The organism is Bacillus sp. FSL W8-1202 (assembly GCF_038006165.1).
Lineage (GTDB): Bacteria > Bacillota > Bacilli > Bacillales > Bacillaceae > Bacillus > Bacillus subtilis.
The window spans coordinates 103,275-117,168 of sequence record NZ_JBBOUR010000001.1 but is presented as its reverse complement, the minus strand read 5'-3'; the positions used below and the strand labels follow the sequence as shown (position 1 = coordinate 117,168).

At 46.9% G+C, this 13,894-nt stretch carries 14 protein-coding genes; 12 read left to right on the top strand and 2 right to left on the bottom strand.

Translation table 11 applies throughout. From position 1 onward, the window contains the following. Positions 1-323 precede the first annotated feature (323 nt). From NSQ09_RS00590 to spsC, 4 genes are all read left to right on the top strand, one after another. Complete coding sequence (locus NSQ09_RS00590; protein ID WP_041057634.1) at positions 324-1,544, top strand: NAD(P)/FAD-dependent oxidoreductase; 1,221 nt, start codon at positions 324-326, stop codon at positions 1,542-1,544. 172 nt (positions 1,545-1,716) lie between these two features. Further along, complete coding sequence (locus tag NSQ09_RS00585) at positions 1,717-1,860, top strand: YuiA family protein (protein ID WP_003243733.1); 144 nt, start codon at positions 1,717-1,719, stop codon at positions 1,858-1,860. Positions 1,861-1,913: 53 nt separating this feature from the next. Then, a complete protein-coding gene (locus tag NSQ09_RS00580; RefSeq protein WP_003228728.1) occupies positions 1,914-2,234 on the top strand; it encodes a YuiB family protein in 321 nt (106 codons plus the stop codon). A gap of 103 nt (positions 2,235-2,337) precedes the next feature. Continuing rightward, complete coding sequence (gene spsC, locus NSQ09_RS00575) at positions 2,338-2,994, top strand: stationary phase survival protein SpsC (protein ID WP_072557257.1); 657 nt, start codon at positions 2,338-2,340, stop codon at positions 2,992-2,994. 29 nt (positions 2,995-3,023) lie between these two features. Here the strand turns inward: spsC and NSQ09_RS00570 are convergent, their stop codons facing one another. Beyond that, positions 3,024-3,500 carry a divergent PAP2 family protein gene (locus NSQ09_RS00570; RefSeq protein ID WP_003228732.1) on the bottom strand — a complete coding sequence of 159 codons (477 nt, stop codon included), beginning with the start codon at positions 3,498-3,500 and terminating at the stop codon, positions 3,024-3,026. A gap of 157 nt (positions 3,501-3,657) precedes the next feature. Between NSQ09_RS00570 and NSQ09_RS00565 the strand changes: the two genes are divergently transcribed. Then, positions 3,658-5,160 (top strand): leucyl aminopeptidase, encoded by a 1,503-nt coding sequence (locus NSQ09_RS00565; protein WP_015251314.1) that lies wholly within the window; start codon positions 3,658-3,660, stop codon positions 5,158-5,160. A 146-nt stretch (positions 5,161-5,306) separates the two neighbouring features. Next, entirely contained in the window at positions 5,307-6,635 is a 1,329-nt protein-coding gene (locus NSQ09_RS00560; protein WP_003228736.1) for a Na+/H+ antiporter family protein, read from the top strand. Between the two features lie 68 nt (positions 6,636-6,703). On the opposite strand, the gene NSQ09_RS00555 is transcribed toward NSQ09_RS00560, so the two are convergent. Beyond that, entirely contained in the window at positions 6,704-7,306 is a 603-nt protein-coding gene (locus NSQ09_RS00555; protein WP_144453008.1) for a biotin transporter BioY, read from the bottom strand. Positions 7,307-7,408: 102 nt separating this feature from the next. Between NSQ09_RS00555 and NSQ09_RS00550 the strand changes: the two genes are divergently transcribed. From NSQ09_RS00550 to NSQ09_RS00525, 6 genes are all read left to right on the top strand, one after another. Then, positions 7,409-8,005, top strand: a complete 597-nt coding sequence (locus tag NSQ09_RS00550; RefSeq protein WP_144453006.1) for a sulfite oxidase-like oxidoreductase — start codon at positions 7,409-7,411, stop codon at positions 8,003-8,005. Positions 8,006-8,218: 213 nt separating this feature from the next. Next, entirely contained in the window at positions 8,219-9,088 is an 870-nt protein-coding gene (gene besA, locus NSQ09_RS00545) for a ferri-bacillibactin esterase BesA (RefSeq protein ID WP_144453004.1), read from the top strand. A gap of 192 nt (positions 9,089-9,280) precedes the next feature. Beyond that, complete coding sequence (locus NSQ09_RS00540; protein ID WP_069837731.1) at positions 9,281-10,066, top strand: 2,3-dihydro-2,3-dihydroxybenzoate dehydrogenase; 786 nt, start codon at positions 9,281-9,283, stop codon at positions 10,064-10,066. Between the two features lie 25 nt (positions 10,067-10,091). Continuing rightward, positions 10,092-11,288, top strand: coding sequence for an isochorismate synthase DhbC (gene dhbC, locus NSQ09_RS00535; RefSeq protein ID WP_017695545.1), 1,197 nt, complete (start codon positions 10,092-10,094; stop codon positions 11,286-11,288). A gap of 17 nt (positions 11,289-11,305) precedes the next feature. Further along, positions 11,306-12,925: a (2,3-dihydroxybenzoyl)adenylate synthase gene (locus tag NSQ09_RS00530; protein ID WP_341030328.1), complete on the top strand. Its 1,620-nt coding sequence runs from the start codon at positions 11,306-11,308 to the stop codon at positions 12,923-12,925. A gap of 27 nt (positions 12,926-12,952) precedes the next feature. Beyond that, positions 12,953-13,891 (top strand): isochorismatase, encoded by a 939-nt coding sequence (locus NSQ09_RS00525; RefSeq protein ID WP_124059018.1) that lies wholly within the window; start codon positions 12,953-12,955, stop codon positions 13,889-13,891. Positions 13,892-13,894: the final 3 nt, after the last annotated feature.

The following is a 13,894-nucleotide window of genomic DNA, read 5'->3' as shown; positions in this document are numbered from 1 at the left end:
TGCCTCCTAAATGAAAATTGTTATTAATTATACCATATTGCCGTTGAAATTGACGAGTCAGCAGAAAAAATCGCAAGGATCTAACATGCCCATCCGTTCTTGAAAATATTTCCGCAGGCCGCTACGATAATAACCAAATGAAATGATCTTTTTCTGAATGTTTCTTGGGCCAGCCGGATAAACATGATAATAGTGCTACGGGTAAGGACTTCACAAAAAACTTTTCAATATATTTCATAAAATCCCGCCAATAAGCTGAAGCTAACACAAATGATGATTTTATTATGGGTCTAACAAAAGCAAAAAAAGAGAAGGTGGATGTGATGGCATTGAATAAGCCCAAAATCGTGATTTTAGGTGCAGGATATGGCGGATTGATGACGGTGACAAGGCTGACGAAGTATGTCGGGCCGAATGATGCTGACATTACGCTTGTAAATAAACACAATTATCATTATGAAACGACATGGATGCATGAAGCGAGCGCGGGTACGCTCCATCATGACCGCTGCCGTTATCAGATAAAAGATGTAATCAACCAGTCACGGGTGAATTTTGTACAGGATACTGTAAAGGCAATCAAAATTGATGAGAAAAAAGTTGTGCTTGCGAATGGAGAATTGCAGTACGATTATTTAGTCATCGGGCTCGGCGCCGTGCCTGAAACGTTCGGCATTAAAGGCTTAAAAGAATATGCGTTTCCGATTGCCAACATCAACACGTCGCGCCTGCTGCGGGAACATATTGAGCTGCAGTTTGCGACTTACAATACGGAAGCGGAAAAACGGCCGGACAGGTTAACGATCGTTGTTGGCGGTGCCGGATTTACGGGAATTGAATTTCTTGGCGAACTGGCTGCTCGCGTGCCGGAGCTCTGTAAGGAATATGACGTTGACAGAAGCCTTGTCCGCATCATTTGTGTGGAAGCAGCGCCGACCGTTTTGCCGGGCTTTGATCCGGAACTTGTTGATTACGCCGTACATTATCTTGAGGAAAACGGAGTTGAGTTCAAGATCGGAACGGCTGTACAAGAATGTACACCAGAAGGAGTCAGAGTCGGCAAAAAAGATGAAGAACCAGAGCAGATCAAATCGCAAACCGTTGTATGGGCAGCAGGTGTCCGCGGCCATCCGATTGTAGAGGAGGCCGGTTTTGAAAATATGCGCGGCCGGGTGAAAGTCAACCCTGATCTTCGCGCCCCAGGACATGACAATGTCTTTATTCTCGGCGACAGCTCGCTGTTTATGAATGAAGATACAGAGCGCCCGTATCCGCCGACTGCGCAAATTGCAATGCAGCAGGGCATAACGGTCGCTATAAACCTTGGCAGGCTTATTAAAGGCGGAGAGCTTGAGGAATTCAAGCCGGACATTAAGGGAACAGTGGCTTCTCTTGGCGAGCATAACGCGGTTGGGGTTGTTTATGGCAGAAAGCTGAAAGGCACGCCCGCTTCGTTTATGAAAAAAGTCATTGATAACCGCTCGCTGTTTATGATTGGCGGACTCGGACTGACACTGAAAAAAGGCAAGTTCAAGTTTTTCTAAAAACCCGCGGAAGCGGGTTTTCTTTATTAAAAAACGCCAAAATAAAAAGAGAATGAGAGGAAAATAAGTATGTTTCCGCTTACATCAAAAGATTTGTCACATGATCTGACTTTATTGTTGACAGCTTGATATGGTATATTATCAGAAAATTAAGAAAAAGGGTGATGATTAGATGAAAACTGCAACGACAACCGCTTCACATGCATGCCCATTTTGTTCAGGGAAAGGATATTTTCAATTGATTCTCGGCGGTTCAGAGACTTGTCCGTCTTGCCAGGGGACAGGAAAAGACAGTCATTCTTTTTCCAGCCGTTGACTTTATTTCAGCCCCCGCGTTACACTAAAAACAACGCAGGGGGGTGGAATAGGTTGATTAGTCTGCCAGTCGTAATCATCTCAATTGTTTTGTTTTTTGTCTTGTTTTTTGGAATCGGTTTCTTATTAAACATGCTGCTGAGAATGTCTTGGATTATGGCTGTGATTTATCCGATTGTATGCCTTTTCATTATCAGCAAAGAAAAGCTGATCAGCTATGTCCAGTCGCCGGGAGAATCCTTTGCCAGCCTGTTTCATCGTGTCTTATCATTAGCGGCTGCCGATGTGCTGATTTTAGCCAGCGGTTTGGCCGGCGCCATCGTGTCCGGTATAGCGATCAACATGCTCAGAAAAAGAGGATATCAAATGTTTTAAATGCCGCTTTCTTCTAAAGAAAGCTTTTTTTATGCGTTCAGCTCATTCACCATTTTGAATAATGCTCTCTCCACTTGGGAACAATGATGCGGAGGAGAGGTGAATGATGTTGAATATGATCAGACGTTTGCTGATGACCTGTTTATTTCTGCTTGCATTTGGCACGACATTTTTATCAGTGTCAGGAATTGAAGCGAAGGACTTGTCAAAATGGGTGCAGGAACATCAGGAAAAGCACTTGAAGCATGCAGGACTGACATTAAAAGCATTGCAGCAGAAACAAACACAAACCACGTCCGCGGCTGAGGATAAAACAAAACCGTTAGAAGAGGCATTTGATTGGGATGAATATCCAGTCCAAAGAGTAACAGCAACAGGCTACACAGCAGGAGCTGAGTCGACGGGCAAAAATCCCGGTGATCCATTATACGGGCTTACATATTCAGGTGTGAAAGTGAAACGGGATTTATATTCCACGGTTGCTGCTGACCCGTCCGTTTTCCTGATCGGAACAATTTTATTCATTCCGAACTACGGTCTCGGAGTTGTGGCCGACACAGGATCAGCTATTAAGGGAAACCGCCTTGATCTGTACTTTGAGACAGTCAAAGATGTATACAATGAATGGGGCAAAAAAACCCTTGATGTATATGTGATTAAAAAGGGAACGGGAAAGATTACCGAGGATGAGCTTGAGAAGCTCAATGAAACAAAATCTTTGCAAGTGTTCAGAAATCAATATAAAACTGTGAAAGAATAAAACGCTCCAGCGAAAGCAGGAGCGTTTTTTTACATGAAAAAGTAAGCGAGTGCCAATGTCAGTAAAATACCTGTTAGTCCTCCGAAAAAGACTTCGATCGGCTGATGTCCGAGAAGCTCTTTCAGCTTTTTTTGCTTTTCTTTCTCTGCAGCCTTAGGGAAGTCCTTCGCTTCATTTACGAAACGGTTAAAATCAATGACAAGCTTATTAATGACTGTTGCCTGCTCACCGGCGTGGCGTCTGACGCCAGTTGCGTCAAACATGGTTATGACGGCGAAAATGGCGGAAACCGCAAAGAGTGAGGAGTCTAATCCATGCTCCAAGGCTACGCCTGTAGAAAGCGCAGTGACCGCTGCGGAGTGAGAGCTCGGCATGCCGCCTGTGCTTGTGACCAGCGACCAGTCCAGTTTTCTGGACACGATAAACTGTATGGGCACTTTGATGACCTGAGCAAAAATAATTGCGGCCAGGCTTGATAATAAAGGAAAATTCGTTAAAAGTTCCATCGGCGACATCCTTTCTATTTGAAAAATCCTTCGTGTTTCAAAAGAAAAAAGCAAGTCTTAGACTGTTGTTTGTTAAAATAAGTATAGTGGAAAGAATGTTTTTCCTATTATACCATTGTTCATTACAAATACCCATTACGTTAGGAGTGTAAGCCTCATGTTTTATGCGGTTCAACAATCAGAGCATACAGAAACCCTTGTGGTCGGGCTTTTTCAAAAAAGCCAGCTGACAGGAAAAGCGTTGGAAATTGATGAAATGCTCGAAGGCCATCTGACACAGCTTTTAAAAGAGGGTGATGTCTCTGCGAAACCGAATCAAGTATCAAAAGTATTCCCTCCATCTTCTGCGGGTATGAAACGGATTTATTTCGTTGGTCTGGGGAGAGAAGCAAATTATTCGTTTGAACAGGCGAAGGAACGTTTTGCTCATGTTTTTCAAGCCATTCATAAAGATCGAAAACAAGAAACTGCTGTCCTGCTTGATACGTTTATTTCGGAAGACGTGCCTCCAGCCGATGCCGCTCATGCTTTAGCTGAGAGCTGCCTGCTTGCTTCCTATGAGGTGCAGGATTATAAGCACAAATCAAATGAGCCTGACAAACAAATTGAAGCCGTGTATGTTGTAACAGATGAAGATACACAGGAAGTGCAGGCGGGGCTTCGCGTCGGCCAGGCATACGGACAAGGGACAAATTCGGCTAGAACGCTTGTGAATATGCCGGGAAACATGCTGACAGCGACTGACCTCGCTTCGTATGCTGAAGAGCTTGCGGCGAAATATGATTTTGAGTGTGAGATATTGGAGAAATCAGAGATGGAAGAGCTCGGTATGGGCGGAATACTTGCGGTAAACCAAGGCTCCACCGAACCGCCGAAAATGATTGTGTTGAAATATCAGGGCAAAAAGGAATGGGAAGACGTCGTCGGACTAGTCGGGAAAGGAATTACCTTTGACACAGGCGGCTACTCCATTAAAACGAAATCTGGAATTGTCGGCATGAAATCAGATATGGGAGGAGCAGCTGCGGTTCTCGGCGCTATGGAAACGATCGGAGAGCTTCGTCCTGAGCAAAACGTGCTGTGCGTTATTCCATCAACCGATAATATGATCTCAGGCGGGGCCATGAAGCCGGATGACGTGATCGTATCTTTAAGCGGAAAAACAATAGAAATCCTTAATACGGATGCTGAAGGAAGGCTAGTGCTTGCAGATGGCATTACATACGCGAAACAGCATGGCGCGTCAGTTCTTGTCGATGTAGCTACGCTTACCGGCGGCGTCGTTGTGGCATTAGGAACAGAAACGACCGGTGCAATGACAAATGATCAAAGCTTTTACCAGCAGGTAGCTGATGCTGCACAAGAGTGCGGCGAGGCGATCTGGCAGCTGCCGATAACAGAGAAGGATAAAAAACGCGTGAAAAGCAGCCAAATGGCGGATCTCAACAATTCACCGGGACGCGAGGGACATGCGATTATGGCAGGAACGTTTCTTGGTGAATTCGCTGAGTCAACACCTTGGGTTCACCTTGATATTGCAGGCACAGCGACTGCCAATAAAGCAACCTGCTTCGGACCGGCCGGGGCTACCGGCGTTATGGCAAGAACACTGGCTACACTTGCGGAGCGATTTACATTGGAAGAAGATAAAAACGAGTAATGAAAAATCCCTGCTGTATGATGCGGCAGGGATTTTTTCTTCCGAAATCTTTAGTTGACTAAAGTGGATCGGTTATGATACGATACGTTCGTACTTTATTTATCTACTACATTAGCAAACTAAAGGATTTTTGGAGGGGTATCATCATGAATGCAGTCGTCATCGCAGTCCTGCTTATGCTTGTATTAAGCCTGCTGCGTGTCAATATTGTTATCGCATTAATTATAGGCGCTTTGGCCGGCGGGTTAACAGGCGGGCTTGGTCTTGGCGAAACGGTTAAAGCTTTCACAGACGGTCTCGGCGGAAATGCCACCGTTGCAGTCAGCTACGCCATGCTTGGCGCGTTTGCCGCCGCTTTGACGAAAACGGGTCTTCCGGACGCAATGGTGGAAGCCTCTGTTAAATTAATCGGAAATAAAGAAGATTCTCGAAAAAAAGCACTGTCTAAGGTGCTGATTGTGCTGATTATTTTAATTGTATCTTGTTTTTCGCAAAACGTCGTTCCGGTTCACATCGCGTTTATTCCGGTGCTGATTCCGCCGCTTTTGAAAATCTTTAATGAACTTGAAATGGACCGCCGTCTGATCGCGTGTGTAATTACATTTGGCTTAACGGCTCCTTATATTTTGCTTCCGGTCGGTTTCGGCCAAATCTTCCAAGGCATGCTGAAGGACAATATGGCGGATGCCGGGTTAAACGTTCCGCTTGCTGATATTCCGTACGCACTGATTATTCCAGTTGCAGGTATGGTTGTCGGCCTTATTTTATCAGTGATCGTATACCGTAAACCGAAACAATATGAAACAAAAGACATTTCAGGTGCAGAAGCATCGCCATATACGAGAAAAAGCATTGGTATCGCGGTTCTAGCCATTGTTGTGTCACTCGGCGTCCAGCTTTACTTATCTCAGACTTTGGGAGTAGAAGGAATGATTATGGGGGCGCTCGCTGGTCTGATTGTTCTGTTTGTCAGCGGTGTGATGAAGCGTGATGAAGCGGACTCACTGATTACTGATGGAATGGTTTTAATGGCCTTTATCGGCTTTGTCATGCTTGTTGCAGCCGGGTTTTCAAACGTATTGACGAAAACCGGAGATGTCGAGTCACTGGTCAAAACGTCAGCTGGTTTTATCGGACACAGTCAGTCCTTGGGCGCATTGCTGATGCTCATTGTCGGTTTATTAATTACAATGGGGATCGGATCTTCTTTTGCGACGATTCCTGTTATCACAACCATTTTCGTGCCTCTATGCATGCAGCTTGGATTCAGCCCGATGGCAACGATTGCGATTATCGGGGCTGCTGCTGCCCTCGGCGATGCCGGTTCACCTGCCAGTGACAGTACGCTTGGGCCGACTTCAGGTTTGAGTGCGGACGGCCAGCATCACCACATTTGGGATACTTGTGTGCCGACATTTATATTTTATAATATTCCGCTTGTCATCTTTGGCTGGATTGCAGCGCTTGTTTTATAGGAAAAAGGCCCCCCTTTACTGGGGAGCCTTTTCTCGTTATGATAAAAAAACCGTCCAATAGAACGGCTTTACATGGACGATATGTGATTTCTGTTAAAGCCGGTTGCTTTATGAATCGAGCGGTAGATTGCTGGTGCGATAAACGACAGTATCACAGCCAGCGCTGTATCTTTTACCATAAACCAAATCATAAAGCCCCAAGCCGTGCCGTAGCTCACTGGCGTATGAATCCACAGCTTCAGTGCAAGATACATATAGGTAGTGCCGATGAGATACATGATCGCCGTTCCGATAAGTGAAGCAATGAGAAATCGAATTTTACTTGGCTGAATGTTTCGTTCTAAAAACCACCCCGCTGCAAATGCTGCCGGGATGTATGAGATAATAAATCCGCCGCTTTTCCCTGCAAACGGTGCGAAGCCTGCTGAAAATTGAGCAAACACAGGCGCTCCGGCCAATCCGACAAGTGCATATACAATCATGGCAATCGCTGCTCGTTTGCTGCCAAGAAGCAAAGCTGTCAAGAGACAGAAAAACGGCTGCATCGAAAGCGGAATGCCGGCTACTTGTAAAAAGGGTGCTACTGATGTAATGTTGGCCCCGACAGCCATAAGTGCGGCGAACATGCCAATCAGCGCCATATCTCCCGCACGAAGTTTACGTTGTTTCATCGTTGTTCCCCCTTAGGTTGACATACACAATCATAGAGTAATAAAGAACAAAAAGATTGTCAACATGATTTTAAATTAGGTTAACAAAAAGGAGGGCTCCATATGTATTTCGGAAAAACAAGACAGTCCGATCAATCTGGAAGAGTGCCGCCAAATCAAAACGTCACCACTTCATTTCCTGTGCTTCATACCGGAAATGTCCCATATTACGAAGATATGACGAAATGGAATCTTCAAGTATACGGTTTGGTTGACCATCCGATGCTGCTAAGCTTTGAAGATGTCAAAGCCTTTCCACGGTATGAATCGAAAAACGACATTCATTGCGTCACGGGATGGTCAAGGCTTGATAATGTGTGGCAAGGCGTGCGGGCTTGTGATATAGCGGAAAAAGCGGGTGTAAAAGAAGAAGCGGGCTACGTCATTTTACATGCTGAAGAGGGCTGGACGACCAATCTGCCGCTTGATGATTTCTTAGCGGAAACTTCCCTTCTGGCTTATGCGCATAATGGCGAACCTTTACCCCCAGAATACGGCTTTCCGCTGCGGGGGGTATTTCCGCATCTGTATTTTTGGAAAAGCGCCAAGTGGCTGCGCGGCATCCAATTTACGAAAGAAAATCACCCTGGCTTTTGGGAGCGGAATGGCTATCACATGAGAGGCGATCCGTGGAAAAATCAAAGATTTACATGGGATTAAGGTTCTATTTCAAATAGGACAATCCGCATTTTTATTGGGTTTTTACTTCCATATTGATAGTCTGCAGGTACCTTATTTGATCAAGGTGCCTTTTTTATTCGGGAAAAAGTTGACTTTCTTTGGAAGAAAACCTATTATTTGAGGTGTCTAGTTGATAGTGAAAATCATTATCATACATTGCGGTTTAGTTTAAGGAGAGGAATGTCGTACTGCATGAAAGAGCAAACAACAGACCGGACAAATGGCGGGACATCAAACGCATTTACGATTCCTGGTACGGAAGTGCGTATGATGTCTTCACGCAATGAAAACCGTACCTATCACATTTTTATCTCGAAACCTAGTACGCCGCCGCCACCCGCTGGTTATCCTGTGATTTATCTGCTGGATGCCAATTCTGTCTTCGGAACGATGACGGAAGCCGTTCGAATACAGGGACGCCGCCCCGAAAAAACCGGGGTGATCCCTGCAGTGATCGTCGGCATTGGCTATGAGACAGCGGAGCCGTTCTCTTCAGCACGCCACCGGGATTTTACAATGCCAACAGCCCAATCGAAGCTGCCGGAAAGGCCCGACGGCAGAGAATGGCCGGAGCATGGCGGAGCGGAGGGCTTTTTCAGATTTATTGAAGAGGATTTAAAACCGGAGATAGAACGAGATTACCAGATTGATAAAAAAAGACAAACAATCTTTGGCCATTCGCTCGGAGGGCTTTTCGTGCTGCAGGTGCTGCTAACAAAGCCCGATGCGTTTCAAACGTATATCGCAGGAAGTCCGTCCATTCATTGGAATAAACCGTTTATTCTCGAGAAAGCGGACCATTTCGTCTCTCTCACCAAGAAAAACAATCAGCCTATCAATATCCTTCTTGCCGCAGGAGAATTAGAGCAGCATCATAAAAGCCGGATGAATGATAATGCAAGGGAGCTTTATGAGCGGCTGGCCATTTTATCTGAACAAGGCATACGAGCAGAATTTTGCGAGTTCTCAGGAGAAGGACATATTTCAGTTCTTCCTGTTTTGGTCAGCCGGGCGCTGCGTTTTGCGCTTCACCCTGACGGACCGCATCTATCAATGGGCTGAGACATACTCAGCCTTACCTTTAAAAAAATATTTGTCACTGAAATTATATTTGACTGTCACATGACATTTGGATATGATTATTTTTATAATTGATAATGATAATCATTATCAATAGATTGCGTTTTTAAGGCGCAGCAGTCTTTTTCGCTGGATGTCTGTTCGGCATTTAGAGCGAAGAAAGGAATTGATGATATGAATGCAAAGGGTATAGAGGGAAAAATTGCTTTTATAACAGGGGCTGCCCAAGGAATAGGCGAAGCTGTTGCGCGGACGCTTGCCAGTCAAGGTGCACATATTGCGGCAGTTGATTATAATCCTGAAAAGCTGGAAAAGGTTGTGAGCAGCCTCAAAGCAGAAGGCCGCCATGCAGAAGCTTTTCCTGCGGATGTGAGAGACAGCGCGGCGATTGATGAGATCACGGCGCGCATCGAACGTGAAATTGGGCCGATTGATATTTTAGTGAATGTAGCGGGTGTCCTTCGCCCGGGACTGATCCATTCGCTTAGCGATGAGGAATGGGAGGCGACGTTCTCAGTGAATTCGACTGGCGTATTTAACGTCTCGCGTTCAGTCAGCAAATATATGATGGACCGAAGATCGGGTTCGATTGTAACAGTCGGATCGAATGCTGCCGGTGTACCAAGAACATCTATGGCGGCATATGCGTCTTCAAAGGCTGCGGCTGTGATGTTTACGAAATGCCTTGGCCTTGAGCTTGCAGAATACAATATTCGCTGCAACATTGTATCTCCCGGATCAACGGAAACAGACATGCAGTGGTCATTATGGGCCGACGAGAATGGAGCGGAGCAAGTCATCAAAGGATCACTTGAGACATTTAAAACAGGGATCCCGCTCAAAAAACTAGCCAAGCCTTCGGATATTGCGGATGCGGTGCTCTTTTTGGTTTCTGGCCAGGCAGGGCATATTACGATGCATAATTTATGCGTAGATGGCGGCGCGACCTTAGGCGTGTAACTGAATTTAAAGGAGGTTCATGAGAATGTTGGATCAAAACGTTATAACAGAAACAAAAGCGGAGCATTTGCTTCATGAATATCAGCCGGGCGCCTTTTTCTTAGCGTCTCCTCATCGTGTACTGTTAGCGAAAGGCATATGTGAAATCGTACCGGAGGCAGACGGGCAAAACCAAATGGAAACCCTTTCTGGCCGAATTGCAGAGACGCTGCGTCAGGCAAAACAATCAGGGCAAAGCCGGCCGCTTGTTGTCGGGGCCGTTCCTTTTGATCAAGTAAAACCAGCGCGGCTCGTTGTACCTGAAGAAGTGCGCTGGTCAGGACCGCTTCAATTTGATCATGAGGAAAAGGAACAGCAGGCTGGGCATACATACCATATAAAGCCTGTTCCTGAACCTGAGGATTATAAAAATGGTGTTGAACAAGGGCTGGCGCGCATTGCCGATGGAACACTCAGCAAAATCGTCCTGTCCAGATCGCTGCATTTGACATCGCCTGAACCGATTCAGACGGATGAATTGCTTCGCCATCTGGCTCAGCATAACACGCATGGCTACACGTTTGCCACAGACGTGTCCAGTAAGGAGGAAACGTCTCCCCGCCGAACATTGCTCGGAGCAAGTCCGGAGCTTCTCGTTTCAAGGATGGGAACACAGGTCGTTTCCAACCCATTAGCCGGCTCAAGGCCGCGCAGTAATGATCCTGTTGAAGACCAGCGCCGGGCAGCTGAATTGCTTTCTTCCGCAAAGGATCTTCATGAGCACGCGGTTGTCGCTGACGCGGTTGCGGCAGCGCTGAGACCTTTCTGCCGGACGCTGGAGGTTCCGGAGAAGCCTTCACTGATCAAAACGGAAACGATGTGGCACCTGTCCAGCGTGATTAAGGGAGAGCTTTCCGACCCGTCTGTAACCGCACTTGAATTGGCGGCGGCTCTCCACCCGACGCCAGCCGTCTGCGGAACACCGACTGATCTTGCAAGAGAAGCGATTCTCAGCATTGAACCATTTGACCGCGGTTTCTTTACCGGTATGGTCGGATGGTGTGACGATGCCGGTGACGGAGAATGGATCGTGACCATCCGTTGTGCAGAGGCAGAAGAACGCTCACTCCGCCTGTATGCTGGAGCTGGTGTTGTGGCCGGTTCAAAGCCTGAGGACGAGCTTCAGGAGACGTCTGCAAAGTTTCGGACAATGCTGCGGGCAATGGGCGTGGATCACATATGAACAGGGAGGGATGCAACATGCTGAAAGGATTTACGCCTTGGCCTGATGAGTTAGCTGAGACCTATCGAAAGAACGGCTGCTGGGCCGGTGAGACGTTTGGAGATTTGTTAAGGGACCGGGCAGCCAAATATGGCGACCGCATTGCGATTACATGCGGAAACACCCATTGGAGCTATCAAGAGCTTGACACAAGGGTTGATCGTTTGGCTGCCGGATTTCAGAAGCTCGGCATTCAACAGATGGATCGTGTCGTGGTGCAGCTGCCAAATATCAAAGAGTTTTTTGAAGTCATTTTCGCGCTTTTCCGTCTGGGGGCGCTTCCAGTCTTCGCACTGCCTTCTCATCGAAGCAGTGAAATTACATATTTTTGCGAGTTTGCTGAAGCGGCTGCATATATCATTCCCGACGCTTATTCCGGTTTTGACTATCGTACGCTTGCCAGACAGGTTCAAAGCAAGCTGCCGACTTTGAAAAACATCATTGTCGCAGGTGAGGCAGAGGAATTTTTGCCGCTCGAGGATTTGCATACAGAACCTGTAAAACTGCCTGAAGTCAAATCTTCGGATGTGGCGTTCCTCCAGCTTTCTGGCGGGAGCACCGGGCTATCGAAACTGATTCCGAGGACCCACGATGACTACATATACAGCCTGAAGCGGAGTGTGGAGGTCTGCTGGCTCGACCACAGCACGGTGTACTTGGCCGCGCTGCCGATGGCACACAATTATCCGCTGAGCTCACCCGGCGTTCTCGGCGTATTATACGCTGGAGGAAGAGTGGTATTATCTCCTTCTCCAAGTCCAGATGACGCATTTCCTTTAATTGAACGGGAAAAGGTCACGATAACCGCTCTTGTTCCGCCTCTTGCGATGGTATGGATGGATGCGGCATCCTCACGCCGTGATGATTTATCCAGCCTTCAAGTGCTGCAGGTCGGCGGTGCCAAGTTTAGTGCTGAAGCCGCGCGCAGGGTAAAAGCTGTTTTCGGCTGCACGCTGCAGCAGGTGTTCGGAATGGCAGAGGGTCTCGTCAATTATACGAGATTGGATGATCCTGAGGAGATCATTGTCAACACCCAAGGAAAACCGATGTCTCCATATGATGAAGTGCGTGTTTGGGATGATCAGGATCGCGACGTAAAACCTGGTGAAACAGGCCATCTGCTGACGCGGGGACCGTATACAATTCGAGGTTACTATAAGGCAGAAGAGCATAACGCCGCTTCATTTACTGAGGACGGTTTTTACCGTACGGGTGATATCGTCAGGCTGACACGAGACGGCTATATTGTCGTTGAAGGCCGGGCGAAGGATCAAATTAACCGTGGAGGAGAAAAGGTTGCGGCTGAAGAGGTAGAAAATCATCTGCTGGCGCATCCGGCTGTCCATGATGCGGCAATGGTCTCCATGCCTGATCAATTTCTTGGCGAAAGATCTTGTGTGTTCATTATTCCCAGGGATGAAGCCCCAAAAGCCGCAGAGCTTAAAGCATTTTTGAGAGAGCGCGGACTGGCGGCATATAAAATCCCTGATCGAGTTGAATTTGTCGAATCCTTTCCGCAGACAGGGGTAGGAAAGGTAAGCAAAAAGGCTCTTCGTGAAGCTATTTCCGAGAAACTTCTTGCAGGGTCAAAAAAATAAATCAACAATTTGAGAGGAAGTGTTCATATGGCTATACCTGCCATTCAGCCGTATCAAATGCCGACAGCATCTGATATGCCGCAAAACAAAGTCTCATGGGTGCCTGATCCAAATCGGGCGGTCCTATTAATACACGATATGCAAAACTATTTTGTCGATGCTTTCACAGCGGAAGCATCTCCGGTAATAGAGCTTTCAGCGAATATACGAAAGCTGAAGAATCAATGTGTTCAGCTTGGGATTCCTGTTGTCTATACCGCACAGCCGGGAAGCCAAAATCCGGATGACCGTGCGCTGCTGACAGACTTTTGGGGCCCGGGATTAAACAGCGGTCCTTATGAGGAGAAAATTATAACCGAGCTGGCACCGGAGGATGATGATCTTGTGCTGACAAAATGGAGATACAGCGCGTTTAAGAGAACGAATCTGCTTGAAATGATGCGCAAAGAGGGACGCGATCAGCTGATCATTACAGGAATTTACGCCCATATCGGCTGTCTTGTTACAGCATGCGAAGCATTTATGGAAGATATTAAAGCCTTTTTTGTGGGAGATGCAGTTGCTGATTTTTCATTAGAAAAACATCAAATGGCGCTGGACTATGCGGCTGGACGCTGTGCGTTTACCGTGATGACTGACAGTCTTCTTGATCAGCTGCAGAATGCGCCGGCAGACGTTCAAAAAACGTCAGCAAACCCTGGCAAAAAGAACGTGTTTACATGTGAGAATATCCGTAAACAAATTGCTGAGCTTCTACAAGAAACATCGGAAGACATCACAGATCAAGAGGATTTGCTCGATCGTGGTCTTGATTCGGTAAGGATCATGACATTGGTGGAACAATGGCGCCGTGAAGGGGCAGAGGTGACTTTCGTGGAATTGGCTGAACGCCCAACGATCGAAGAATGGCAGAAATTGCTCACAACCCGCAGCCAGCAAGTGCTGCCAAACGCGGATTATTTATAAAAG